The sequence below is a fragment of the uncultured Shewanella sp. genome (genome assembly GCF_947501665.1).
Taxonomy (GTDB): Bacteria; Pseudomonadota; Gammaproteobacteria; order Enterobacterales; family Shewanellaceae; genus Shewanella.
On sequence record NZ_CANMWS010000015.1, the window covers coordinates 117,409 to 144,385 of the forward strand.

Below are 26,977 nucleotides of genomic sequence, written 5' to 3' on the forward strand. Positions count from 1 at the left end.
GAGAATCATGTATAAGCCCTGTGATTATTGTCTAGTGAGTACTGTTGATGTCAGATAAATTTTTTTTTAAAGGGCGTAAAACCCCTAAACCTAAACATGAGAGTTTTGGTTATAACACAAAACGAGTGGCGAAATTGGGAACGATAACCAATCCATTGAAATTGACGGTGAATACGCTAGAAAGAGAAAATGAAATCAAGCAGCAATTAAAAGATAACCAATTAGTGGCAGAGATCCTGATTGATGCTGATGCGTCAGAGGATGTGAGTGCATTGACATTCCTTTTAGACACAACATTGCCAGCAGTCTGTGAAAAGAAGCCAGAACGAAATCAACCTTGTCCTTGCGGCAGCGGCAAAAAATTTAAAAAATGCTGTGGGGGTTAGTACCTGGTATTGATTTCACAAAAATAGCGCTATTCAGTGGCGCTGCTTATCCTGAGTTTAGGTTGTTGAGAGACATGATATTTGTTCGTAATTAAATACCAGATAGAGAAAATATTATGACCTTTAAATTTGAGTTGAGAATAGCGACATGACTTGAGAGTAACTTTTTATTCATCTCTTTTTAAACTGCTGTAGAAATCACCTGTCAAAGATCAACAATCCTTAGACCATTTCATTAGTAAATACTAATGAAATGGTGATAGGAATACAATTTTCTCGAAAAAATTTATTTTTATTATTTATCAATTTATTATATTAAATTTTTTATGAGTTTAAGAGACGTTTATATAAAATATTAGCTTTTCCTAATGTTATTGTTTTGCTTTATGTCACGATCATAGCTTGAATGTGACTGAAAGTATTATTTAAAGATGGATATCTGCAATAGACATCATAAGGAGAGATAAAGTGAGATATAGACCTCTTGGAACCGTATTCTTTTTTTATTTTTTTGTTATGTTATTTCAACCTTTGAGTTGGGCTTATGAAAGTAATTATTTAATCGGTCGTGGGATCCACGATATAACAGGACCAGCAGCTGAAGTGGGATTAATGGGCTATGCGAATATTGAACAAAAAAGCAGTGGCATACACAATCGACAATGGGCACGTGCTTTTATTGTCGTAGATGAAAATAACGGTCAGAGGATGGTGTTTGTCAATGTAGATGCTGGGGCTGTTTTTCAGGCAGTAACACAAGATGTAATGAGAGTATTAGGCACTAAATTTGGCGATTTATATACTGATAAGAATGTGATTTTGAGTGCAACACATACTCATTCGGCAGTAGGAGGGCAATCTCATTACGGCCTTTATGACATTACAATTTTAGGTTTTATTGAGCAAGCACATTGGGCGCATGTGGAAGGGATCGTGGCAGCGATAGAAAAAGCACATGAGGACTTAAAGCCTGGATACATTTTAATAAATAAAGGGAACTTATCTAATGCGAGTTATAACCGCTCAATAGAAGCATATCAAAATAACCCTTTGTCTGAACGATTATATTATGCTGCTCCAATTCAACCTGAAATGACGGTGTTGAAGTTAATGCATCAAGATGCCAATAAAGAGCCGCAAGAAATAGGGATGATTAACTGGTTTGCAACTCATCCTAATGCGATGGGGCGAGAGCTGACTGTGTTGAGTTCAGATAATAAAGGCTATGCAGCTTATTTGTTTGAGAAAAAATTGAAACAGAGTGATTATCAAAGTAAAGAAAGTTATGTGGCAGCTTTTGCAATCAATAATGCGGGTGATATGTCGCCTAACCTTAATTCGGATGATGAAGGAAGAGGACCGACGACAGATAGATTTAAAAATGTTGAAATTATCGGGGAGCGTCAATATCAAATGGCATTGATGCTATATAATAATGCCACTGAACAATTAATCGGTTCTATTGATGTTCAGCAACAATTTGTTGATTTATCTCAAACATGGATTTCGGCAGATTTTACGGGGACGAATGTAGAGCAAACCTGTATTGCCGCTTTAGGTGAATCTTTTGCAGCGGGTACAGAAGACGGTCGTGGTCCGAGCTTTTTTGAGGAAGGTAGCACAGAAGCCAATCCTTTTTTTCAATTCATTAGTAGTATGATTGTTGAGCCAACTGAAGAAGATATTGCTTGTCATGACAAAAAAGCATTATTGCTGGCTGTAGGTAAAACAACGCCATACCCATGGTCTCCTGAAGTATTGCCTTTATCGCTTCAAAAATTAGGTCAACTTGCCATCGTTGCTGTTCCTGCTGAATTGACTGTCATGGCGGGGAGACGATTAATGAAAACCGTTGAAAATGTGTTAGCAGATCATTTGCAATATACGGTTATTGCTGGACTTGCTAATGCTTACAGTGGTTATGTAGCGACGAAAGAGGAATATGATCTTCAGCATTATGAGGGCGGATCGACACATTTTGGCCCTTGGACATTGGCGGCATACCAACAGTCATTTTATCAATTAGCAGAGCGTATGTTACCTTTGGGAGAAACGCCTAAAAAGGTAAAGAGACCGATTCCATTTCCAAATGAAATGCCTATAGCTCGAAATTTAACAGGTAAAACCATTAATTTTCAAACCGGAGTTGTGCATGATCAAGCGCCTATCTTTAAGCAGATTGGCGATATCGTGGATGATACTCGGCAAATTTACCACAAAGGGGAGCAAGTCGTCGCTCGTTTTTGGTCTGGGCACCCTAAGAATAATTTGCGAACTCAAAATACGTTTATGCAAGTGCAGTTTTGGGATCAAGATCATTGGCAAGTTATCGCCACAGATAATGATTGGGAAACCTTATATGAATGGCAGCGTGTCGACAGTCTATGGGGCACTTCTCAGGCAACATTGACGTGGAATATGCCAAAGAGTGTCGCGACAGGTTATTATCGTTTAGTGCATTTTGGGGATGAAAAGAAGCCAATAACTGGTGAGATAAAGGCTTATTCAGGTCATTCTAGTGAGTTTTGGGTAGAATAAAAAAGTTATACTTATTCCAAGTTCAGGTTACTTAATGGATAACCGTTGGCTGTATTGTTTAGGGGTACAGCCAGCATATTGTTTAAATAAAATAATAAAGGGGGTGGTTTGGCTATAACCTAAGGTCAGTGCAATATCTTTAATCGATAACCCTTTTTTGAGTAAATAAATGGCCTCAATAAATTTTCGTCTTTGTCGCCATTCAGTGAAACTGAGCCCTAATTTGTCTTGAAAGTGTCTTGCGAGTGTACGTTCTGTGGTATGAATTTTTTTAGCCCATTGGGATAAAGAGGTGAGGTCATGAGGTTGATGCTCTAGTGTCATTAAAATGGGAGAAAGCAAACGATCGTCTGTGGTGGGTAAAAAAGCAGATGTACAACTGGCTTGAGAGAGTTGATCAAGTAACACTTGCACTAAACGTTTATCGATTGCTGACGTTGCGGTGACTATTTTACGAAGATGCAAATTATCCATAATACTGAGCAGAATAGGGCTCAACTCAAGTAAGCAGACATGGTTAGGCATGTCCATGACATGCGGCATAATATTAATAGAATAATATTGCATTTGTTTGCGCATATAACTTTCGTGGGCAATATGATCGGGAACCCAAATACCATATTGAGATGGTGCGACGAATTGTTTTTCTTGAGTATAAATTTCAATGACGCCTGTATGCACGATTTGAAGTTGCCCCCATTGATGACTGTGCATAGGTGTAATGGCATCAGGCAGAAAATGCTCATAACTGAAAAAGATATCACTTATGGGGTCAAGGCTAAATTTTGTCGGGTAGATATTGGCCATGTATGATGTCTTAAATAAATTGATAAAAAGAAACTGTCTGATCAGCAAGTTTAACTGTCTGAATAGCAATATAACCTAATAATAGGACATGCGAAAATAAAATCTTCAAGCTGAAGTTGATTATTTTTTGAGGTGGTATGTACTATTTTTTTCCTATGTTGGCGGTGTTAGTCTGGTCAATAAATGCTTTAGTGAATAAATTATCATTTGGTGTGATCCCAGCAGAGACCATTGCATTTTATCGTTGGTTTTTTGCCATATTGATATTAAGTCCTTTTTTATTGAAGCCTGTATGGCAACAAAGAATCAAAATTAAAGCGCATCTTGGTAAACTGGCTTTTTTGTCTTTACTCGGTATGGTGTTATATCAGTCACTTGCGTATTTTGCAGCGGCAACGACAACAGCAACCAATATCGGCCTTATTACTTCTTTGGTTCCTTTGATGAGTCTTTTCCTCGCGCCTCTTGTGTTGAATAAGCGTTTATCCAAATGGGCGTTATGTGGAGCCAGTATCTCTTTAGTTGGCTTGTTTATTATGTTGAGTCAAGGCGATATCCATCAATTTATTCAACAAGGTATTAATCAAGGAGATGGATTGTTACTTATTGCTGCTTTTTCCTATGGTTTATACAACGTGCTGATAAAGCGTTGGAATATGGGCTTATCCGTGTGGGTATCGCTTTATATGCAAGGTGTATTGGCCATCATCTGGTTATTACCTGGATTCTTGTTGGCACCTAGTATCGCAATAAGTCCCTCAGCGTTGCCGTTAGTGAGTTTTGCGGCAGTGGCGGCCTCAATCATTGCGCCTTGGGCTTGGATAAAAGGAATAGGTTTACTAGGTGCAGAGCGTACTGCGATATTTATGAATTTATTGCCTGTCATGACGGCAACGGCCGCGAGTCAATGGTTAGGTGAGCAGTTGACCATTTTTCATTATGTGGGGGGAGGGTTAGCGCTGCTCGGTGTGAGCGTATCGCAAATGACTAGAATACCCATGTTAAAGCGCAAGAAATTACTTTGGATGCCTTGATTGTTTTAAAGGTGTTGCTCACCTTTTGTGTGAGAGGGTGAGCGATATGTGAGCATTGCGGCGATACATTAACCGTGACTAATAAATGATTGTTCACTAGCTGAAAGCTTGATATTTGCTGCGACTTGTTTCATTGCTGTGGTTAATTGAGTCAGTTCAACAGGGGTAATGTTATAGGCTGGCATAATATAAATAACATTGGCAAAAGGGCGGATCCAGACACCTAAATCCACAAACTCTTGTTGTAATTGAGCCGTATTGCGGCTTGAGTCCATTTCCAGTACCCCAACGGCGCCTAATATGCGTACATCTCGAACGTGAGGATAATGAATCGCTTCACTGAGCTCTAATTTGAGTTGCGTTTCGATTGCACTGACTTGTGTTTGCCATTGATTATTTGCAATTAAGTCTAAACTTGCATTTGCTGCAGCGCAGGCGAGAGGATTAGCCATGAAGGTTGGGCCGTGCATAAATACACCAGCAGGAGAGTCACTGATCCCTTGTGCAACTTTATCAGAACAAAGGGTGGCTGCCAATGAGACATAGCCGCCAGTTAGGGCTTTGCCTAAACACAGTATGTCGGCTTCGATATTGGCATGTTCGTAGGCGAATAACTTTCCGGTACGTCCAAAACCCGTCGCAATTTCATCTAAGATGAGCAAAATATTAAATTCATCACATAAAGCACGTAGTCCACTTAAATATTCGGCGCTGTAAAAGCGCATTCCGCCAGCACCTTGCATGATAGGTTCAATAATCAATGCTGCAATGGTGTGATGTTTTTGCTCAATTATTTGCCTGATAAGAGAGAGATCATTATCCATGAGTGGGGCATTAAAAGGGGTTTGAGGAGCGGGAGCAAACAGCTGCTTAGTGACCGAATCACCAAACATTGTATGCATACCACCTTGGGGGTCACATACGCTCATGGCAGCAAATGTGTCTCCGTGGTAGCCATTTTTGACGGTGAGGATCTGTTGTTTTTGATCTTGCTCTTGGCCTTGCCAATATTGTAATGCCATTTTTAATGCAACTTCGACCGCTATAGAGCCAGAGTCGGCTAAAAATACTTTTGTGAGCCTATCACTGGTCATATTAATGAGTTTTTTAGATAACTCAATTGCAGGTGAATGAGTTATTCCACCAAACATGACATGGCTGAGTTGATGTAATTGTTTCTCCATAGCTTGTAGAATGTAGGGGTGCCCGTAGCCGTGAACACAAGCCCACCAAGAGCTGGTACCATCAATCAGAGTGCGTCCATCTTCTAAGGTTAATTGCCTATCTTGTGCGGCGACAACCCCAAAAGTGGGCAGCGCATGTGTCATTGACGTATAAGGGTGCCAGATGTGTTTCGCATCAAAGTCATAATCGATTGTCGGTGTAGGTTGTGTGTTTTTTGTGCTCATAAATTAACCATTAGTAAACCAGTTGCAAGAGTTAGCATTGACAGCTTAAGGGCTGTGGGTATCATAGGCAAGATAAAAGCGGTGTAATGCCAAAATGAATGCTTGAGAAAGGTGAGTTTTATGTCAAAGTTAGATGTGCGCAATGATTGGACACGTAATGAAATAGAGGCATTGTTTGCCTTACCCATGAACGATCTTCTTTTTCAAGCTCACAGTATTCATCGTCAAACATTTGATCCTAATGAAGTTCAAATTAGTCGTTTATTGTCAATCAAAACCGGTGCTTGTCCTGAAGATTGTAAGTATTGTCCTCAAAGTGCTCGATATGATACTGGGCTTGAAAAAGAGCGGTTATTGGCAATGGAGACGGTATTAACCGAGGCGCGCAGTGCAAAAGCTGCTGGCGCTTCTCGTTTTTGCATGGGAGCAGCCTGGAGAAACCCTAAAGCGCGTGATATGCCTTACCTTAAAACTATGGTTGAAGAAGTTAAAGCACTAGGAATGGAAACCTGCATGACTTTAGGCATGTTATCTGCTGATCAAGCAGGGGAATTAGCTGAGGCGGGATTGGATTACTATAACCATAATCTTGATACTTCTCCTGAGTACTATGGTGATGTGATCACGACTCGGACTTATCAAAATCGATTAGATACCTTATCGAACGTGCGGGCATCGGGTATGAAAGTGTGCTCAGGTGGCATTGTGGGAATGGGGGAGAAAGCACAAGATAGGGCTGGACTATTGCAGCAGCTGGCAAATTTAGAACAGCATCCTGATTCTGTTCCCATTAATATGTTGGTGAAAGTATCTGGTACCCCTTTTGAAAATATCGATGATCTGGATCCACTTGAATTTGTCCGTACCATTGCTGTTGCTCGTATTACTATGCCTAAATCTCGAATACGCTTGTCTGCGGGTCGTGAAAATATGAGTGATGAGCTGCAATCAATGTGCTTCTTTGCTGGGGCGAATTCTATTTTTTATGGATGTAAATTATTGACGACCCCAAATCCAGAAGAAAATGATGATATGGCTTTGTTTAAACGTTTAGGGTTACACCCTGAACAAGGTATTGCGGCTACCAAAGAACTAGATGAAGCCATGTTAGCGAAGGCGGCAGCTAAGCAAGATAAAAAGTCATCTGCTTTTTATGACGCAGCAGCATTATAGGCGTGACGTATTTCTTTTTTTGATAGTAATCAAAGGCGCTGAGAAAATGAAAGATAATGAACTGACCCAAAAAATCATTGCTCGACAAGCAAAGTTGCAACAAAGTGATTTGTTGAGAAAAAGGAGCTCAGTTCATTTGCAAGATCAGGCAAAACTGCTTCAAAATAAACAGCATTATGTCAATTTTTCAAGTAATGATTATCTTGGTTTATCCCGTGAGCCTGCGGTTGTTCAAGCGTTATACCAAGGTGCGTTAAAATATGGTGTTGGCAGTACCGCTTCCCCCTTAGTGACGGGTTATAGCCCTGCTCACTCTCGGCTTGAGCAACGGCTATGTGAGTTAACAGGTCATGAAGCGGCAATATTACTATGTTCGGGATTTGCAGCGAATAATGCGCTGGTGAAAACGTTATTTGATAAGTCGAGTCGCGTTATTGCTGATAAGCTTATTCATGCATCGATAATCGATGGATTACGTGATAGTGGTGTGCAATTTAAACGGTTTCATCATAACGATCTTGAGCATGTCAAAACGCACCTCACAGAATTCTCCCCAAGTGCATTATTGACTGAAAGTATTTTTAGTATGGATGGGACACAGGCTCCACTAATTGAATTATCCAAGTTATGTCGAGAACATGGCAGCTGGTTAATTGTTGATGATGCACATGGCTTTGGCGTGATTGGTCGCCGTGGTCTAGGCGCCAGCCAAGTGCAAGACCCTCAGGAAGATGTGCCAGCGAGTCAACATTTTGGGTTACTGGGTCAACAAGGACTCGGGTCGACTCAAGTGAAACTAGAGACAAAATTACCCATAGATGCACAAGTGATCACATTTGGCAAAGCGATGGGATGTCAAGGAGCTGCGCTCCTTGGTAGTCAAGTGTTTATTGATTTCCTTGTAGCCAATTCAAGACACTATATTTATTCAACGGCACTGTCTCCTGCTAATGCACAAGCAGCTTTAGCATCGCTGGAATGCATAGTGCTAGCAGATAATAAACGTCAACATTTACATCATAATATCTTATTGTTTCGAGATTTGTGTCAGCAAGCAGGCATAGAACTAACGGATTCTTTAACCGCAATACAACCTGTGATTATTGGCTGCCAGCAACGCATGTTAGAAGTGGCTGAAGCGTTAAAACAAGATGGTTTTTGGGTTGGGGCCATTCGGCCACCCACAGTTCCAAAAGGACAAGCACGATTACGAATAACCCTAACGGCTAGTCATCAATCCGATGCTATTCAACGTTTAGTGGAGAGCTTGTCTTCTGCAATATCAGCCAACGATGTATATCAATAGTAAAAATAGAAAAACAATATAATAATGAGCAAAATAATGAATATGACTATGATACAAGATCCCCCTACACGAGCAGGATATCGGCCTGTGAAGGTGAAATCCAATAGTCAAATTTCGACCGTTAGAAAGGAAAAGTTTGATTGGAGTCAGTTGATTGCAAATGATTTTTCGGCAGCGGCAACGGGTTACCATGAGCACAATATTGTGCAAAAACATACATCTTCTATGTTATGCCATCAATTATCGGCTCAAGGAATACTATTAGATATTGGTGCTGGACCGGGGACGGATTTTTCGCTTTTTCCAAAGGTAAATTCTGTTATTAGTTTAGATATTGCAGGCGGTATGCTCAATAAGTTAACTGAGAACTTTCCTGAATATAAGGCCATTCAAGGTGATGCAGAGTCTTTACCTTTACTGAGCAATAGTGTTAACGCGATTTATTCTAATTTGGCTTTGCAATGGTGTCGTGATATTAGACAAGCTATTTTGGAAGCGGCGAGGGTATTGATGCCATCGGGGAGCTGTGAGATCAGTGTCGTGGCAGAAAATAGTTTGCCTGAATTGACCTCTCTTGGATTTAAAGTGAATCGTTTTCAGTCTTTTGAAACATTAGTGTCTTGCTTTGATAAGCAACATTGGCAGCTCATTGAAGCAAGATTAGAGCCTGTGACTGTATATTTTGATGATTTAAAAGCGTTACTGTATTCCATTAAAGGTGTTGGAGCCTCAGCTACAACCAATGAACAGATGCAGCCTTCGCTTAGACTTCGAGGGCGACAAGATTGGCTATCATTGAATGAAAAAGCAAATAGATTGAAGCAGAGTAAAGGGATCCCCTTAACGTATAATGTGGTGGTGATCCGCGCGAAACGAAAGCTAAGCAGAGTGTAAAGCACTTTTCAATAAAGTATTTTTCAATAATAAGAATGATGGTTCACAAAGGAGTTAATACATGTATTTCGTCACTGGTACAGATACAGATTGCGGGAAAACGTTAGTATCCAGTGCCTTATTATACAAAGCTAAGGGACGTACTTTAGGCTTTAAACCTATTGCATCGGGCTGTGAAAAAAGCGAACTGGGGTTAAGAAATTCAGATGCCTTGTCTTTGTTAGCAGCTTCAAGTGTGAAGTTGGGAGAGACACTCAAGCATAATGGTAAGCCGATGCAATTGGAATATCAGCATATTAATCCTTATGCATTTGAACCTGCTATCGCTCCTCATATTGCTGCGCAGCAAATTGATATGACAATCGAGCCGACCAAATTACTGAAACATATTGCATTTGCGACGTCTTTGCCCCTTGATTTTTGCCTCATTGAAGGGGCTGGTGGATGGCATTTGCCCTTGGGAGGGGAGCATTTATTATCCCATGTGGTTAAAGAAGCAAAGCTTTCAGTTATTTTGGTTGTGGGGGTAAAATTAGGCTGCTTAAATCATGCTTTATTAACCCAAGAAGCATTAGTTAAACAGGGAGTACAAGTTGCGGGATGGGTGGCCAATTGTATTGATCCTAATATGCCTCATTTAGAAGAAAACTTACAAACACTTTCTAATATGATGCTAGGTACTTGCTTAGGAGTGTTGCCTTATTTAAGTGAGGCTACAGCTGTTACAGCAGCCACATACCTGACCTTACCTCAATCTGCCTGAATGACACCGTTTTTGTATTCACTGTGGGCTCCTTTATCCTAGGGCCTGTTGATCTTCGGTGATTAAATTATGTTTAGATAAACGTGTTTTAATCACGGTGAGAGGTGTGATGCCGAGTCATTCTAAGCCCCTTTTCTTTCAACAGATGGGGCTCTCAACAAAGAGTAAAACACGTTTAATGGAGCCTACGGATAGCGCTTGTCGCTCCTTTCTACGGCGTTATCGCTTATTTATGGAGAACAACTACACCGCTTAAGCTCTGCCTTGTATAAAGAAGCGATAAACTGCTGCAGAAATATTCACCAAAGATCAACAGGCCCTAGTGTTAACCAATATTAATACCGCTATTATCATTAAGTATGCTGTATTTAGTTACCTGATAAATAAATACTTTATGTGTTTAAGACATAAGACTCCAATTATGATAGCTTGCGATTTGCTGTCAATTTAGCCTTTTGATGTCTTCTCCCCTTGAATTTTCATAATTAGGACATATTATGTCATATAGGAATGTGAGAAAGTATGATGTCTCTAATTTAGAAAATAAAATTTAGGGAATAAAAGTCATGTTGTAAGCAATCTTAATAAAGCCGATAGAGCGATTTTTTAAGGAGCAAGTATGAAGCGCATATTTTTACTGATAGCTACCAATATGGCTATCTTACTGGTGGCATCAATTGTGATGTCAATATTAGGAGTCAATACCTCTAGTATGGGAGGGCTATTAGTTTTTGCTGCTATTTTTGGTTTTGGTGGTGCGTTCATTAGTTTAGCCATTTCTAAATGGATGGCTAAACGTGCAATGGGCTGTGAAGTGATCACTGAGCCTCGAGATGAGACTGAACGCTGGTTATTACAAACCGTTGCTCGTCAAGCTCAAACCGTGGGTATAAAAATGCCTGAAGTCGCTATTTATCAATCTCAAGAATTAAATGCATTTGCCACTGGGCCAAGTAAAGATAATGCATTAGTTGCTGTGAGTAGCGGGCTGCTTTATGGCATGACTCAAGATGAAATTGAAGGGGTATTAGCACACGAAGTGAGTCATGTGGCCAATGGTGATATGGTGACTCTAACTTTGATCCAAGGCGTCATGAATACATTTGTTATTTTTGCTGCGAGGGTAGTTGCTGGGATTATTAATAACTTTGTCAGTAATGATGAAGGGGAAGGGCTCGGTATGTTTGCCTATATGGCCGTGGTTTTTGTCCTTGATATGTTATTTGGTATTTTAGCTTCCTTTGTTGTGGCTTATTTCTCTCGGATCCGTGAGTTTAAAGCGGATGAAGGGGGAGCTGCGCTGGCAGGTAAGCATAAAATGATCGCGGCATTAGAACGCTTACGTCAAGGCCCTGAAACTGGGGAGATGCCCGCTCAGATGGCCGCTTTTGGTATTAATGGAAAGCGTTCAATTTCTGAGTTATTGATGAGTCATCCGCCTTTAGAGAAAAGAATTGAAGCGTTAAAAGCACGTTCTTAATTGACTATTGGACAGTATCACTTTGATAAAAAAACACCGGTTTATCGGTGTTTTTTTATGGTTTATATAGCATCAAAGTGTGAGTTAAATCGACATGATAGATTTTAATCTAACTTGGCTTTATGCTTGAGATTGATGTTTAAAATAGGCCATTGCTTAATAATCTCGACACATTGGGGAAAATGAGATCACTGTGTAGGTGAGGGAGTGTATTTTGACTGAAACTTTAGATAGCACAGTAGACAAAGTGATATGATTAAATTATTGTTTTTATTCGTTATTTATTGTTTGTTATTTATTAAGAGGAAGGCGCTGAACCATAGTGTGAACCTTATTTATTTTGGTGATTAATTCGTTACTATCACTTCATATTCATTCGAATAAAAGAACAGTGTGAATCTATGTCCTGTTGGGTTTTATTGAGTACCTGTGATCTTCTTACATGCCAGCTAATCAACTTGACTCACACTGAAATAAGAATAATGAGAGTCAAATAGACTTAATATTTATATAAAGTGAGTGACTTCCTCCTTGATTAGGTATTTTTTAAGAGCTTAAATTTAATACATAAAATAGTATGATAGTATTATTTTTGTATATATATTGCTTTGGATAGGTCACCTTTAATATTTGAGTTTGATGTTATTATCGGGTTATTAGCTGATAATCATTAAGTTTTATTGGTATCTAATTGATACAACATGATTTACTCAGTCAGTGTTAGGGTTGTCGTTGACTATTGTTATTCTTAATAAAAGAGACTTTATTTAGCTGTTTATTTAGCTGTTTATTTAGCTGTTTATTTATTGCTTATTTATATCATGATTTTTCTCTGTATTGATAATAATAATAAAAAGAGTGATTAGGCGACATATTAATACAAGGTGTAAAATAATCATATTAAATGGGGTTGGCCCAAGGTGCGCTATTGATGACACAGTGGTAAAAGTGGATCTAAAGTCTATTGTTAAAGAAAGTGTTAGAGAAGGACTTTATGGCAATGGTACAGTTTTGAGTAGTCCAGCTTAATTTAAAAAAAGGAGTATTAACATGTTTAAAGTCAAACACTGGATGATAATATCACGGTCAACATTATTGATTGATTTATTAAAAACTCGTTGGCCACAAGAGTTTATCATTACCTTAGAGTCTTTGTCCCCTGAAAATAAGGATTATCATTTTGATGACAGTAAGTTATCAATTGTTGTTATCGATTTGTCGAGCATTGATGTGCAAGATGCCTATAAATTACAGCAGCAGATTGACCGCTCTCAGCGATCCATCAGGGTGGTTTTTATTCATTTCCCATTACAAGTCGATGCCCGTTTTCTTATTCAAAAATCCATTACAGCTGGGGTGTTTTATAACGACGCTTCTTTAGAGAAAATAGGTTCTGGGTTAAATGAAATTGTGGCAGGAAAAACCATTTTGCCTTTGGAATTAGAACAACAGAAAAAGCCAATAAAAACCTTATTTAATGTATCTGAAGAATTAACTATCAGAGAGCGTGAAGTATTAAAAGCATTACGCTTAGGGTTAACAAATATTGATATTGCAGAGCAACTATTTGTAAGTGAAAGTACGGTGAAAACACATTTATATCATTCTTTTCGAAAAATAGGGGTATCAAGCCGAGGAGAAGCGATCGCTTGGGCACAAGCGAACTTACATGATGTGAAACAATGAATCAGTGAAATTGCACTATTGTTTATCATGATGCTTATTAGAGCATTAATCTTTATGGCCCGTTCTGAAATTAATTAGTCACATGAATAATCACAAAAAATGAACAAGCCATGTTTGTTTCTAGATGATAAATGGATTGATGAATAAAAATGACTTTTATCTTTGGTAAAAAATGGGATACTAGCCAAAAACCCCGTTTATTTTTTATTTTGAGGACGATGAGATGGCCGAAGAAACCATTTTTAGTAAAATAATTCGACGTGAAATCCCCACAGATATTCTGTATCAAGATGATTTAGTCACTGCTTTTAATGATATTCATCCTCAAGCACCGACGCATATACTGATTATTCCAAATCACCTGATCCCGACTTGTAATGAGGTAAAAGCGTCTGACGAAAAAGCCTTAGGTCGAATGATCACGGTCGCGGCCAAATTGGCCGCTGAGGCGGGTATTGCTGAAAATGGCTACCGCTTGATCATGAATTGCAATCAACATGGTGGTCAAGAGGTATACCATATACATATGCATCTTGTTGGCGGTGAACCACTTGGTCCGATCCTCAATGGGCACCTTCAAAACTAAGATCTGCTGTCGCAGAGTAGCGTTTCAACATAAAATCCTGGCATTTAATTTTATTTATTTAGATAAAAAACAGGAGGGTAAAGTAAAAGTAGGCTAACCTGAAAAGAGTCGTGAGTGTTAAAGCACATCAATAACAAGGAATGCAAACAAATGAAAAAATTATTTTTTATTTTATTAGTGGGCTTGATGTTGGGAGGTTGTTCAACTAACACAGCTGGAATTTTAGCAAGCTCAACAGGGGATTTAAAGGTCGATAGTCCCGCTTTCGGTCAAAAAGTGAAAGTTGATCAATTAAAGATGCGGGGCAAAGGTGGCTCTTTGGAAGGTGTTGCGACTGTTGTTAATAAAATTTCAACCGATCAACATTTACAATATAAGTTTACTTGGTACGATGGAACAGGTTTTACCGTGGACGATGAAACACGAGGTTGGCAACCACTGACAATTCATGGCAAGGAAAGCAAGCAAGTGCGTTCAGTGGCCCCCGGTACCAATGCGCTCTGGTTTGAATTTTATGTTAGACCAGCACAATCAAACTAGTTGCAGCGATTAGTATAAAAAAGCCAAGGGTAACGTTATCGTTGGCTTTTTTATTATTTGTTGGAATCAAGTGAGTAAATTTATTTGATGTGTGAAGGGCTTGAGGAAAAATGAAGGAGAAAGACTAAGAGTTCAGCGAGAATACAGGTATAGGTTGCTTTACTTTAGCTTTAATTGAAATTAAGCCGTGTTTTATCAATAAAGAGTATTGTTATGAAAAGCATTTTTTATACCGCAGTCGTCATATTCACCTGTGTTATGTTAACAGCATGCATTGTCCCTATTCATATGCCCCGCCCACATCATTAATGTGTTCCGTGATTGTGCCTCTCAGTCACGGATTGATTTAGCGATATGTAAAGATAACGAGTACTTATTTTACATATGCTTACCTTTAATATTCAGCAAATATACAGCTTTTTACTGCTTTACTGGTACATAAGAAAAGCAGTCTAGGGTCGAACAAAAGTGAATGGTATTAAGGTATAAAATAGATTAAGGGGTAAGTCCTATGAAAGCGATTGTTAATATTTTAGTGGCCATGGTGACAACGGTTTCATTGAGCGCATGTATGGCACCTTGGGGGGGACCTCACCATTTCCACTAATATCGGTGAAAGTGAGTATTTCGAACAATAGCATGCTTAATGATGAAATGATGAAATGATGAAATGATGAAGATCAATAGGAGGCTATTTCTATGAAACGAATTTTTTATATTTCAGTGGTCTTGGTGACAGTATTTTCACTCAGTGCCTGTGTGATATTACCCTTTCCAGGGCCGGGTTTTGGGCCTCATCCGAGACCTTTTTGATTATTAATCGACCTTTTTCTATATACGTCAGAAAATAGGGTAGATAAAAAATAGCTTCGGCTATTTTTTTGTATTTTTTCTGTGCTGTCTTTTATTATCGATATTCTTTTTTAGTTGGAGTGTCATTGAGTTTCAGTGTCAAGTGACGACTTTTCTGCCATGATGAGGATTGATATTCATGTATGCTGGCTAATAATACATCTTCGTAGTGTAAAGCTGGAATGTTTTACCATTGGCTGGCGGGCTTACATGACCTAGTGAGGGGCAGCTTTATATTAATGGAGCAATATTAAAATGAAACGATGCTTGAAAGGGATAATGGGGATAATGGGGATGATGATGGGTCCTGTTGCTGCAGAGTTAATCGTACTGGCTTCTCCATCAGAGCAGGATACTTATTATGCTGACATGCAAGATGGCATAATGGATTTTCAAATTGATTACGCTAAGAAAATCATCAAACATGGAGATCAAGTGCTTGTATTAAGTAGTCCATCTTTATATCAAGAATATGTAGAGGCGCTTGGAAAACAAAATGTGATGATAGCCCCCATGCTGGATATTTGGATGCGTGATTTTACCCTTGTTAATCCGAATAAACCGGTCATGTTTCGTTATACGGCAGTAGGGCAAGGCGGTGGCAAGGAAGGGCAAGTTCAAGCTGATGAGGTACAGGATGTTTTTTATCAGTTAGTTAAACAAGCAGGGCTTGATTTTACCAGCTCAGATTGGTTGGATGATGGTGGAAATTTTGTCAGTGACTATGCTGATAGTGTGGTGCTCAGTACCAAATTTTTGCACGATAATCAATTAACCGAACAAAAGGCACGTCAAACATTACGTCAATTATTACGTATTCAAAATATTGCCTTTATAGAAGCCGATGAACAAGGAGGGCTGGAGCATGCCGATGGTGTGGTGAGCTTTGTGGAGCCCAATACATTGCTTGTCAACAGTTACCCTGACGATCCTGATTATGCAAAGCAGTTAATAATGGATTTAAAGCAGCAGCTGCCCAAGATCAAGATTGTCGAAATCACCACCCCTTATGACGGCAATGATATTTATGATAAACGCTTTGGTTCGGCTTGTGGCCTTTATACCAATATGCTAGTTACCCCAAATCGAATTTATTTGCCCCAATTTGGCATACCTCAAGATAAGCTTGCCTTAGCACAAGTTCGCGATGTTACGTCAAAAACCGTGATCCCAGTGTCATCATCACAAGTGTGTCATATGGGGGGCGGCGTTCGTTGTATGTCACTACAACTGCGGGGGGACAATGCTCAAAAATTATTGGATTATGCACGCAGTCAATCTAATGACAGATTGAAGCAATCAGGGATTGTTGAGTGACAGTATGAATAACCTTAAAAAAACCTGATATGCCCACCATTATGGACAGTGCATTTGATGGCGCAGCTTATTGCCCGCGTTGTCACTTACTCATGTATGTAAAAGATGAGACATGTCCTCATTGCGCTTATTTATTATCATTAGATGAGCGAAATAAACAGAAAGGCTTTAGCAAACAACAGCTTAAAAAAGGATTGAAAATGGGTACGGCATGGACTCTGGGATTTATATTGATTGTCTCATGTTTACTGGGTTTTGAATGATGAATAAAGGAGTGAAAAGGTGTGTGATTGAGAACAATATGTGCTTGGCTCTAATCCATCCTTAATGATCAACAGAGTCAAATTAACGTTGAACGTTATGTTGACTGACATAAGGTGACATAAATCTTGGCTCTCATCTTTATTTTACGTTGGTATAATCGCTTAAAAAAGCTAGATTTCGTAATACCAAGGGTTTTGTTGAGCATTAAATAATATCGGTTTACTTTCTTCAAGAGAGTAAAGATGAAACTGTTGTAAAGGAGGAGAGTAAAGATGAAGCGTGATAAGGGGTTTATTCTGTGCTTGTAAATTAGAGATCTGATGAATGTCATTATCCTGACTGACACTGATCTGTGCGGTGTCATAAAGAATGGACTGAGTCGCATAAACGTGCCCATTTTCAGCTTGCTCAAATTGTGTTTCGGTTGCTTGACCCAGTAACACTTTGACGCCACAGGCGCTATGCAAGTGATCATGAATTTTACTTCGTTGGCCATTGAGCCAACTTAATATTAAAATTTCACAATGACTATTATGAAACAAACGCTTACGGCAGTAATTATTGCATTCAAAAGAAGAAAGAGCTTGCACTTCTCTATCATCGAGCATCACATTTTCTAGCATAAAGCGAATGGCGGCTAAAGAGAGTGGCTTATTGAAAAGCGACACTTGCTGAATAAGTTCAGTAAAGCTGATGTAATGATCGGCATCCAATAATGCATCCAGTGCTGGGGCTTGTGTTAGGCGAAAAGGTGCGTTAGACAAATGGCCTCCTGATTGAATATGATCCCCTATTAGGGGATTTCCTTTTCCAGTATTTTGTTTCCAGTATTCCTTTTCAACTTTAATGGAGTCACTGCCATTGTCCAAAATTGAATGGTTAAAGCTGTATTATTGTATGGGGAAACTGACGACAAAATGCCCCCATAACCTAACAGCATTTTGATTATTTAACAAACAGAATCGAGCTTTGCGTTAATACAAAAATAACGCTCCGTAATATTTGAACGGCATGGATAGCAGGAAATGCCAAAATATGTCGAGAATATATTTGGCCTTATCGACTCAAAGAAGGCATCTTTACCTTCGATGGTTTCTGCTTTAATCAGCTTTAGCGGAGGAAAGTCATGACTACCCACTCCTTCTTGTCATTAAAGAATGGAGTTAGGAGGACTGCGCGTCCTTAATGATATCCCTATCTAAAGGCCAGTTCAGCGTCAGTGCTTCTCGTTCATAGAGACCACTTGCGTGGTCTTCACCCTAACGCCCGACGGAGCAATTCATTTCTATATTCGATTAACAAAAATCGCTATCGCCTCATATTTGCCATCCGTGGCTCAACTAAGGCTATTTTCGACGCTGATGTAAACGGATATACAAATGCGGCAAGAACATGGATGTTAAGGAGCCGCCTGTCTCAATCACGCTATTTTTTGTCGAATCTTAGAAACTGCTCCGATGGGGGAATGAAAAGCACAAGACAAATCAAAAGCAGGGGGGGTCTTCGATTTGGGGTGTTTAAAGCCAGTTTAGTGTTGATGTGTTGTTTTAAGCATGGGTTATACGGCAGAAATTAATTATGAATGGCTTAATAGTCACTTATGCCCAAAGTGTTTTTATATTTATCACCTGCGGTGAGGCTAAGATCGTGAGTGCCCACTATTCAGAGTGAGTTATGATCATGTGTTTAGCCATGCATGTATTGGTTAAATGTGTTTATTGAGTGGAGTCTTCAATTATTATATATCGCTTGCAGCGGGCTAAGGTCGTGGATTCCCATCCACACTGGGCCAAAGGGGATCAACAGCAATCCCCCTTGGAACCCTGTGCCGCCCCTAGCAGAGTGAAATGCATTGGTTAGTGCCTTGTTCTTATGAAGTAAATAACTAACTTTTTCGATGCTACATCCCTATAGCCCGAAAATTAAACAGATATCCATATCTGTTTTACGTTATTTATTTCAATGAACTTCAGCCATTCCGATGGGGAACAAAGACACAAGCAGGGTGTTTCTTCGATTTGAGGTGTTTTGTTACAGAGTCATTAAAGAGTCGTTTGTTCTCCAGCCTATGAGTGTTTATGCATGTTTGTTAGCGCCTAAAAATACTGTTATGAGAACACGGATCACATTTCTGGCATTGAGCTGAGCTTTTAAAACTGTTAGCGCAAAGATCTCCCTTTCCTTAAATTGTATCAATATGTTAAGGTGTTGTTTGTTATAAGATTGGTTTAAAGGGCAGGACTTCATTAAGATGCCTTTATAGCTTTTGTGAAAAGTGTAGCGGTGTTATTTAGGATGGAATTTGTCTATTTATAGACGAGTACAAGGAAGGTAGTGATGAGAATTGTTGTTTTAATGTTAACGGGATTGATCTTGTGTGTAGGCTGTACATCGGTAAAAAAGATTGCGGATAATGAATACAGAATAAGAGTGAAAGGCAGCCCATTTGATAATCTGGACAGTTTAAAAAATAAAGTTAGAGGCAAAGCCGTCACAATATGCGCGCCTAATGAATATAAGATAGTGAAAAACTGGTTTGGTGATGATTTTGCTTTTGAACAAGAACATCATTACACCATGGCAAGTGATATTGTGTCTGGTATAGCAATCGCCAAGATCAGATGTATCGTCGATAAAACCCAAGCTCAAAAACAGAGTAAAAAAGCAGATAAATCAGCTTGATACATTAATTATGTGCTTTAAGAAGTGAGGGTTGATAAAGATGTTCGATATATCCACTTTTATGCTGTCACAGAGTCTAGTTGCTGTCGCTATTATCTTTGATCTGATTTCATTTCAATGTAAATTACGAAAGCATATTTTAAGTTGTTTAGTGATCGCAGGATTATTTATCTCTGCGCACTTTTTTTTTATTGTCGCAATGGACGGCGGCCTGCTTAATGCTGTTGGCTGTGAGTCGTTATCTGATCAGCATTTTTACTCAAGCCAAAAAGTTACAGCATGTTTTCATGGCAATGGCTGTATTGGTCTCTGGTATCACCTTTACTGGTCCATTAAGCATATTGAGTTGCATCGGGTCTTGTTTACAAACTAAAGCGGCTTTCTGTCGACAAGACAAAGCATTACGTCTATGGATGATAATAGGTACCAGTTTTTGGCTCACTCATAATGCATTAGCACAGTCTCCTACAGCGGTATTGATGGAAGCCCTATTTCTTAGCAGTAACTTAATTGGTTATTATCGATTTTATATTGCTAAGATGCCAGTAAGGCATTAACCATCAATATTTATCTTTGTCACTTTAAAATTAGGCCGATAATATCCCCTAGCAGTGATAAACAGGAATTATCATTGCTAGGGAGTTTATCTTAATGTATTTAATATCCGCTTTTATAATAAGGCGTTATGTTAATATAATCGTCATCGCTTATTTCGGCTATTGCTGGATAATATGAGCGATAAGTCCCATTCAAAATTTCATCTACAACCCATATAAGGTATTTATTGTACGTTATTTTGCCCGTTAACGTCATAGAGAAGTTTCTATCTTCTTTTTGATAAGAAATAGAATCTGGAGTTACAGTAAAACCAGTATCAAAAAAGGTATCTTTTCTACTGACTGATTGTGAAAATGACGAAAAAGGGCGTTTATACGACTATATACTCTTCAAGCTGGGATCATTATTTGGGTATTTAATTCCTTGGATAACCGAAGTAGATTCTGTTAACCGAATTGGGTTGACCATGTCGGCATGATGCTTGCGATAAACCAGTGATAATGAGCCTTGTCACAGATAGGGTCTGCCCCTCCCTTAGATATCAAATAAAACTCAAAATGATATTAATTCATGGATATGAGGATATTCTTAATCATTTTCTATTAATACTTAAACTCACCTATTAATTATTCTTTATTTTTATTTGAAACAACTATGCTTAATTTTAATAAAAAAGAACATAACAAATAAAAAGAAAGGAGAAGTAATGCCATTCTATCAAGCGAAAGCTAAGGATACACAAGTTTACCAAGACTCAGGCATACACCCATTAACAAAACAAAAATCTTCAAAAATGATAAGACAAAAGGTCTCTAAAGGACCTAGTCACAATATTGCTAATTTACAAATGAAGCCGAAAAATACAAATTTACCTCATGAACTGGCTCATGTTGTGCAGCAAGCTCAGGGGCGAGTCAAACCCACCAACACAGTTAACGGTATAGCAATTAATGATAATGCCGGACTGGAAAAGGAGGCCGATGTATTAGGTGCTAAAGCACTGCAAATGCAACCTAAAGTGCATGAAAGTAGAGCGGTTGCCAATTTTGTTAATAAGAACAAAAGTGATTTAAATCAGGGTGTTGAGTTTGTGGGTGATCGAGATGATATTTCCATTAAAAAATTGCAAACAGCCATGAACAATATCTCAAAAGCTAAACAATCGGAGCCTATCCAAAAGAAAGAAAATAACACGGGTTTACCTGACAATTTGAAAACTGGCATTGAAAACCTCTCTGGCTACTCAATGGATGATGTAAAGGTTCATTACAACTCAAACAAACCAGATCAACTTCAAGCTCATGCATATGCACAGGGTAGCGATATTCATTTGGCATCAGGCCAAGAAAGACACCTCCCTCATGAGGCTTGGCACGTAGTGCAGCAAAAACAAGGACGCGTCAAACCTACAGTGCAGATGAAGGGGAAAGTCAATGTAAATAATGATGCTGGACTGGAGAAAGAAGCCGATATGATGGGAGCAAAAGCTTCTAGTTTTAATGAATCACCTCTAAAACAAGGAAAATCCGCCTTACAAACCGTACAAAGGCGAGAAAATATTATACAGATGTTTTTTGGTAAGTGTTTCAATGGAATTGCGCAAGGAGCTCAAAATTTATGGACAGCAATATTTGGAAAGAAAAAAGCTAAAAACGAAGATGAGCAACCTTTACGTGAATTGGGCGATATGGAAGATGGTAGGCTAGAAGGTGTTCGAAATCGAATTACTCCTCATACTGCCATTAGAATGGATCAAAACCCCGATCAGTTTGCGAATGATGCCCGAACCAAGGTATTAAATGGTATGAGTAGAGAACAATTGGAGACAAATACTTGTTCAACGGCAGCTCAAGAAATTTATGACTTTTTGAAAGTAGGTGATGAGAAACATCATGTGGGCGTTCGCTCATTGACGGACACACTTGAGAGGAATATGGGGACAGATATAAAACTCATTTATAAAGTAAACTTAGATAAATTAGCAGGTCATTGGTTTACTATTTTACAACATGGTGATAGGGGAATTCTTTTCCAAGGTTATTTGAATACTCAAAGCATCGAAGAAAATTTGACACATGGCGCTGGTAGCTCAGCAAGACCAATGACAGAAATTATTTTCCATTTAAGGAAGATTATCGAATCATCCATATCTGAGACTACTGGAGCGGCATTGGGAACGAAGGAATTTGAACAATTGTTAGACCATAAACAGGAGTTGATTGGATTAGAAAAACCCAAAAAGGGAAGAGAACAAATCCTGATGGGAGGCAGGATGAGTAGCCCTGGAAATGTTGACCCTAATTGGTCAATAGCCACTTTAGCGGTTCAATGAGAATGTATCTCCATAAACGAAAGGGGGGCAAATCTTGACTTCATACCGCACTGGACTAAAAACTGGACTAAAAAGGAAAGAAGAAAGGGGTTCAATTCAGTTGTTTCGTGATACTTTTTATACACTATGATTTCAGTTACCTCGGCATCCCTATCATCCAAGCCCATAATAAAATCTAAAAATCATTAAAACGTCTTTTAGCCTAATTGAGATGAGTTGACTTAACAATCTCTACTTAAGTGAGCCAATTAACAGAGTAGATAATTCCCTTCAAAACCGTCTATTTCCCATAATAAAAGTACGTAACGCGACTTTGGGATTCGAAAAAATTGAGGTTGAAATACCTCGAAATGAGTAGTTATCTTAGCAAAAAAGCTGAAAAAGTGGTATGCCAATAGTTAGCGTATTTTACCACTTTGATACTTGGATTGATTAGGGGCTGTAATTGGGTTTTATTCAACTTTTTGTTGACTGAGCTATGTCAAGGTTATGGGCGGTATTGATTGAAAGATTGCTATAAAATTAAGTTAGGCAGTGTGGGTTATCGATTGGTTTATGAAGTGAGATATACCGAAGTGGTGGTGTCTGTGGTTAAGGTTGGAAAGCGAGAGAGTCATAAGGTTTATAAAATTGCGGCAAAACGAATGTAAGATCGAGTATCGCCGCAATCAACTCTTGGTTTTTTATCTTTTTATTGGGTATTGATTATTTTGATAATAATACTGTCCAATTAAATAGCCCCTGAATTTCTCGCACTATATAGTCATCAGCGATATGGTATTTGTTATATTCATCATTACTAACTTTGATATTGATGAATTCATCCTTTCGTTGAACCACAAATTGCCAAGATTTTGGCGATTTAGTGTCACCTTTATGATATTTTTTGTCCACTATTTTATAGGTATGGAGAGATTCATTTTTTGCGTAAGTTATATTGATAAAGCCTAATAGAGCTGTAGTGAACGCAATCGTGCCGACAAAAGATAATGATTTTGCTGCCCACTTTTCATTCTTAGGAATATAGTAAAAGAGAAGACTCTTTGTTCGATAGAGAATAAGAGACAATGTTGTGCCTATGGTGATTGATATTCCGACTAGGTAATAAATACTTTGAGTGTTGGGTAAAATATTGATGCTAAATAACATAAACATCATTCCGACGAAAAATATACAGAAAACAAAGATGCTATTTAAGGTTTTCATATTAGGTTGAAACTTCTCCTTAATTGTACAAATTCAAAAATTTTTATAAAAAGTGTCAATTATTGGTTAAATATATTTATTTTTAGTAGTTTACCTGTTTTGTTATCAAGACTAAGGTTGAGTGGTATGATATATATCTGTGGCATCAAATTGAAACATTACTCTTGCTTTTCTTGGCTTTTTAAAGTCCCGTGTAGATGCAACTGTGACCGTTGATGGCAGGGCGAAGATTACGGCAGTCATCGCTTTGAGCTCGAGATATGGACGTCGAGAAGGCAGTTAAATATGGAAGTTATTGGCCATCGTCGAACTTACACAGAGGTACTTGCAGTGTGTCACAGAGGTATATGCACAAAGCCTGCAGTAGAATTAATTTCAATACCATTAGACATTACTTACTGTTTGTTTTTTTCTCTTGATTCTCGCTTTTAAAACAAGTGTGAATGCATCTGTATGCCTTCGACTTCAAGGTGAAAGTCATAACATGGCTTCTATGAGCGACAAATAAGGACATTTGGCTGGCACTTAGGCAAGGATGCTATTTGAAGTCGTAGAGCGCCCAAGGCCAAAACTGTTCCCACAATTTAAGGCATTTCCTGCTATCCATGCAGGTCAGATATTCACGGCGTGTTGTTTTCTGTATTCATACAAAAGCTTGCGGCAGCAATGAATACACATGAATGATGGAGAATAGACAATATCATTATGAGCAATAAAGCCAAACGCCAGCTTATAACTTTCCCCTGTGTGAATGGGAATTCACGACCTTCCATTAAGCGGGGCTTAATCTTCCAGCCCTGTGTGAGTGCCTTAGCTTAAATGCTGCAGGCGGTACTGTTGCACTGTTAATTGACCATGAGGATCTTAGCGACACAATAACCGAGCTTTTTGCCGATGAGCCAAAGGTATTACTGAGCCATGACTACGATGAAATGGATCTAAAGTTACATGATTGCTTAGATAAGTAAGCCGACGATTATCAATCATGTATTTTAAATTAATATGTTAGCCAGAGATTGAGGGTATCAGAGGCGGCGTATCACAAGACGCGCTAATAACAAATAACGCAGTCTTTGATAGCTAACTTATTGACTTGTTTAATGTAAGTTTATCGTTTATTTTACCGAGGGCGCTGGTTTAATAGAGACTGGTTTAATGGCGTTTGGCTCTGACGCGAGTCAGGCATATGAAAAAGATTTATCAAAGGAGTTGAGTTGTGGAAGGTTACAGAATAAGTACCCAGTTTTCTGAAATGGATTTATCGGTTATTCATGAATATATTGCAAGTTCATATTGGGCTGAAAATATTCCTCAAGCAACCATGCAAAAGGCAATGGAAAATTCACTATGTTTTGGTGTGTTCACTGTGCTAGGAGAGCAAATAGGCTTTGCTAGAATGGTGACTGATCGTGCCACATTCGCATACTTAGCGGATGTTTTTATTTTAGAAAATCATCGTGGCAAGGGATTAAGTAAATGGTTAATGCAACATATTTTAGACCACCCTCAACTGCAAGGGTTACGCCGCATGGCCTTAGCGACGCGTGATGCTCACGGTTTATACAAGCAATTTGGTTTTCATTCATTAAAATCGCCAGATACATTTATGGAGTTACATCAACCGAATGTATACAGTCCACTTTTGAAGTGAGAAGTTGGGTAATTTGGGACTCACTATCTTATCCCTGCTGACAGATCATGAGACTTATTCGAAGAGATACACTGGTTTGTTTTTCATTCCCCCTTCGGAGTGTCCGATGTTCGTTGGAATAAATAACGTAAGGCTGACATGGATGTCAGATTAGTTTTCGTGCTACAAGGCCGTTTCTTGATATCCCTCTTTTAACACATCAAGGGGCACGGCATTTGTAAGCTGACCTGTATGGATATAGGAAATACCATAATTGTTGTCTGGAACAACAAAGGCCATTTACATCAGATGTTGCATCGGAAAAGTTAGTTATTTATTTTATAAGAGCGAGAAGTGTAACCAATGCATTTCACTCCGTGGGGGGCGTTATGGAGGTCATTAGGAGGGTAAAGACCACGATAGTGGTCTCTCTGAACTGGCCTTTAGATAGGGATATCATTAAGGACGAGCAGTCCTCCTAATTCCACTCTTTAATGACAAGAAGGAGTGGGTATTCATGACGTTACCCCGCTGGAACTGATTAATATTAATAAGGTTAAAACTACCAAATATTCAACGCGAAGAGACACACTGCTTTTTGCTTTCAAACCGCCGTGTAGATACAATTTTGAGCTTCCAAAACAGGGATGATGGGATGGACACCTCTTGTTAAACCGGCGTCATTTGCGCCATATTGAGTTTGCATGTTCAATAATCAACAAAAGGTGTCCAATATGAACGTTACACTAATCGGAATTGATTTAGCAAAAAATGTTTTTCAAGTTTGTGGCATTAACCAAGTTGGGAAATCTATTTTTAATCGTGCGTTAAGACGTTCACAACTTATGGCTTTTTTACTTAACTACCCAGATACCATTATTGCTATGGAAGCTTGTAGTGGTTCAAACTATTGGGGCCGGGAGTTATTATCAAAAGGGTTTGAAGTTCGACTAATACCGCCACAACATGTAAAACCCTTTGTTAAAGGAAATAAAAATGACCGAAATGATGCCTTTGCGATTTGTGAAGCTGCATTAAGACCTAATCTTACTTTTGTGCAACCTAGAACCCTTGAACAAACTGATATGAGCTTGGCTCATCGGATCCGCGAAAGAAATGTAGAGCAACGCACTGCTTTAATTAATCAAATTAGAGGATTATTAAATGAATATGGCATTGTTATTGCTCAAGGAAAAGCACGACTGAAAGTCGCAATACCTGAGCTTTTAGAAGCTCCTAACAGCGGTCTAACAGCATTAGCTAGACAATACTTTCAAGCGCTTCTAGAAGAGTGGCAACAAATTGATTCAGCAATTAAAAAATTAGAGAACAACATTAAAAACCAAGCTAAATCGAATGAACAAGTGAGCAGGTTAATGAGCATAAAAGGGGTCGCTGAGATAACAGCAACAGCCGCAGTCTCCTTTGCTGGTAACGGTGCGCAGTACCACAATGGTCGTCATTTCGCTGCCAATTTAGGTCTTGTGCCACGAGAGCATTCAAGTGGCGGCAAACAAAAATTAGGTCGTATTAC

23 protein-coding genes and 1 pseudogene are annotated in these 26,977 nt (G+C 38.8%); 20 read left to right on the forward strand and 4 right to left on the reverse strand.

The genetic code is table 11. The features are described from left to right. Nucleotides 1-47: 47 nt before the first annotated feature. Together Q0976_RS13190 and Q0976_RS13195 are read left to right on the forward strand one after the other, a co-directional pair. The gene (locus tag Q0976_RS13190; protein ID WP_299494290.1) at nt 48-386 is read left to right on the forward strand and encodes a PBPRA1643 family SWIM/SEC-C metal-binding motif protein; all 339 of its coding nucleotides are present in this window, start codon (nt 48-50) and stop codon (nt 384-386) included. 468 nt (nt 387-854) lie between these two features. Further along, on the forward strand, nt 855-2,924 hold the full coding sequence (locus Q0976_RS13195; protein ID WP_299494292.1) for a neutral/alkaline ceramidase: 2,070 nt from the start codon (nt 855-857) through the stop codon (nt 2,922-2,924). 27 nt (nt 2,925-2,951) lie between these two features. Here the strand turns inward: Q0976_RS13195 and Q0976_RS13200 are convergent, their stop codons facing one another. Further along, the gene (locus Q0976_RS13200; protein ID WP_299494293.1) at nt 2,952-3,731 is read right to left on the reverse strand and encodes a helix-turn-helix transcriptional regulator; all 780 of its coding nucleotides are present in this window, start codon (nt 3,729-3,731) and stop codon (nt 2,952-2,954) included. Nucleotides 3,732-3,868: 137 nt separating this feature from the next. Here Q0976_RS13200 and Q0976_RS13205 point away from each other — a divergent pair, with 137 nt between their 5' ends. Continuing rightward, nucleotides 3,869-4,765 carry a DMT family transporter gene (locus Q0976_RS13205; protein ID WP_299494294.1) on the forward strand — a complete coding sequence of 299 codons (897 nt, stop codon included), beginning with the start codon at nt 3,869-3,871 and terminating at the stop codon, nt 4,763-4,765. Between the two features lie 68 nt (nt 4,766-4,833). On the opposite strand, the gene bioA is transcribed toward Q0976_RS13205, so the two are convergent. Next, on the reverse strand, nt 4,834-6,174 hold the full coding sequence (bioA, locus tag Q0976_RS13210; protein ID WP_299494295.1) for an adenosylmethionine--8-amino-7-oxononanoate transaminase: 1,341 nt from the start codon (nt 6,172-6,174) through the stop codon (nt 4,834-4,836). A 120-nt stretch (nt 6,175-6,294) separates the two neighbouring features. Between bioA and bioB the strand changes: the two genes are divergently transcribed. The 10 genes from bioB to Q0976_RS13260 all read left to right on the forward strand — a co-directional run bounded on the left by bioB (nt 6,295) and on the right by Q0976_RS13260 (nt 17,034). Continuing rightward, the gene (gene bioB, locus Q0976_RS13215) at nt 6,295-7,347 is read left to right on the forward strand and encodes a biotin synthase BioB (protein ID WP_299494296.1); all 1,053 of its coding nucleotides are present in this window, start codon (nt 6,295-6,297) and stop codon (nt 7,345-7,347) included. A 46-nt stretch (nt 7,348-7,393) separates the two neighbouring features. After that, nucleotides 7,394-8,653: an 8-amino-7-oxononanoate synthase gene (locus tag Q0976_RS13220; protein ID WP_299494297.1), complete on the forward strand. Its 1,260-nt coding sequence runs from the start codon at nt 7,394-7,396 to the stop codon at nt 8,651-8,653. Nucleotides 8,654-8,689: 36 nt separating this feature from the next. Further along, nucleotides 8,690-9,547 (forward strand): methyltransferase domain-containing protein, encoded by an 858-nt coding sequence (locus tag Q0976_RS13225; protein WP_299494298.1) that lies wholly within the window; start codon nt 8,690-8,692, stop codon nt 9,545-9,547. 61 nt (nt 9,548-9,608) lie between these two features. Next, complete coding sequence (gene bioD / locus Q0976_RS13230) at nt 9,609-10,310, forward strand: dethiobiotin synthase (RefSeq protein WP_299494299.1); 702 nt, start codon at nt 9,609-9,611, stop codon at nt 10,308-10,310. 619 nt (nt 10,311-10,929) lie between these two features. After that, complete coding sequence (htpX, locus tag Q0976_RS13235; RefSeq protein WP_299494300.1) at nt 10,930-11,790, forward strand: protease HtpX; 861 nt, start codon at nt 10,930-10,932, stop codon at nt 11,788-11,790. A gap of 1,050 nt (nt 11,791-12,840) precedes the next feature. Next, complete coding sequence (locus tag Q0976_RS13240) at nt 12,841-13,476, forward strand: response regulator transcription factor (RefSeq protein ID WP_299494301.1); 636 nt, start codon at nt 12,841-12,843, stop codon at nt 13,474-13,476. Between the two features lie 223 nt (nt 13,477-13,699). Further along, nucleotides 13,700-14,062: a purine nucleoside phosphoramidase gene (gene hinT, locus Q0976_RS13245; protein WP_299494302.1), complete on the forward strand. Its 363-nt coding sequence runs from the start codon at nt 13,700-13,702 to the stop codon at nt 14,060-14,062. A 150-nt stretch (nt 14,063-14,212) separates the two neighbouring features. After that, entirely contained in the window at nt 14,213-14,602 is a 390-nt protein-coding gene (locus Q0976_RS13250) for a YcfL family protein (protein WP_299494303.1), read from the forward strand. Nucleotides 14,603-15,709: 1,107 nt separating this feature from the next. Continuing rightward, the gene (locus Q0976_RS13255; protein WP_299494304.1) at nt 15,710-16,771 is read left to right on the forward strand and encodes an agmatine deiminase family protein; all 1,062 of its coding nucleotides are present in this window, start codon (nt 15,710-15,712) and stop codon (nt 16,769-16,771) included. Between the two features lie 29 nt (nt 16,772-16,800). Beyond that, on the forward strand, nt 16,801-17,034 hold the full coding sequence (locus tag Q0976_RS13260; protein ID WP_299494305.1) for a hypothetical protein: 234 nt from the start codon (nt 16,801-16,803) through the stop codon (nt 17,032-17,034). A gap of 171 nt (nt 17,035-17,205) precedes the next feature. Here the strand turns inward: Q0976_RS13260 and Q0976_RS13265 are convergent, their stop codons facing one another. Then, nucleotides 17,206-17,799: a cysteine dioxygenase family protein gene (locus Q0976_RS13265; protein WP_299494306.1), complete on the reverse strand. Its 594-nt coding sequence runs from the start codon at nt 17,797-17,799 to the stop codon at nt 17,206-17,208. A 1,573-nt stretch (nt 17,800-19,372) separates the two neighbouring features. Between Q0976_RS13265 and Q0976_RS13270 the strand changes: the two genes are divergently transcribed. The 5 genes and pseudogenes from Q0976_RS13270 (at nt 19,373) to Q0976_RS13285 (ending at nt 23,257) form a co-directional block, all read left to right on the forward strand. After that, nucleotides 19,373-19,717 (forward strand): hypothetical protein, encoded by a 345-nt coding sequence (locus Q0976_RS13270; protein WP_299494307.1) that lies wholly within the window; start codon nt 19,373-19,375, stop codon nt 19,715-19,717. Between the two features lie 61 nt (nt 19,718-19,778). Further along, nucleotides 19,779-19,841 (forward strand): annotated as a pseudogene (locus Q0976_RS24190) (hypothetical protein); the annotation flags it as partial. Nucleotides 19,842-19,935: 94 nt separating this feature from the next. Further along, nucleotides 19,936-20,274: a YgjV family protein gene (locus Q0976_RS13275; RefSeq protein WP_366525076.1), complete on the forward strand. Its 339-nt coding sequence runs from the start codon at nt 19,936-19,938 to the stop codon at nt 20,272-20,274. Nucleotides 20,275-20,981: 707 nt separating this feature from the next. Further along, entirely contained in the window at nt 20,982-22,607 is a 1,626-nt protein-coding gene (locus tag Q0976_RS13280) for a DUF4157 domain-containing protein (protein ID WP_299494308.1), read from the forward strand. Nucleotides 22,608-23,110: 503 nt separating this feature from the next. Beyond that, nucleotides 23,111-23,257 (forward strand): type II toxin-antitoxin system RelE/ParE family toxin, encoded by a 147-nt coding sequence (locus Q0976_RS13285; RefSeq protein WP_299494309.1) that lies wholly within the window; start codon nt 23,111-23,113, stop codon nt 23,255-23,257. Nucleotides 23,258-23,312: 55 nt separating this feature from the next. Here Q0976_RS13285 and Q0976_RS13290 read toward each other — a convergent pair whose 3' ends face one another. Beyond that, a complete protein-coding gene (locus Q0976_RS13290; RefSeq protein WP_299494310.1) occupies nt 23,313-23,756 on the reverse strand; it encodes a hypothetical protein in 444 nt (147 codons plus the stop codon). 1,273 nt (nt 23,757-25,029) lie between these two features. Here Q0976_RS13290 and Q0976_RS13295 point away from each other — a divergent pair. Continuing rightward, a complete protein-coding gene (locus Q0976_RS13295; protein ID WP_299494311.1) occupies nt 25,030-25,464 on the forward strand; it encodes a GNAT family N-acetyltransferase in 435 nt (144 codons plus the stop codon). A 713-nt stretch (nt 25,465-26,177) separates the two neighbouring features. Then, nucleotides 26,178-26,977, forward strand: an 800-nt coding sequence (locus tag Q0976_RS13300; protein WP_299494312.1) for an IS110 family transposase, incomplete at its 3' end; no start/stop codon positions are given.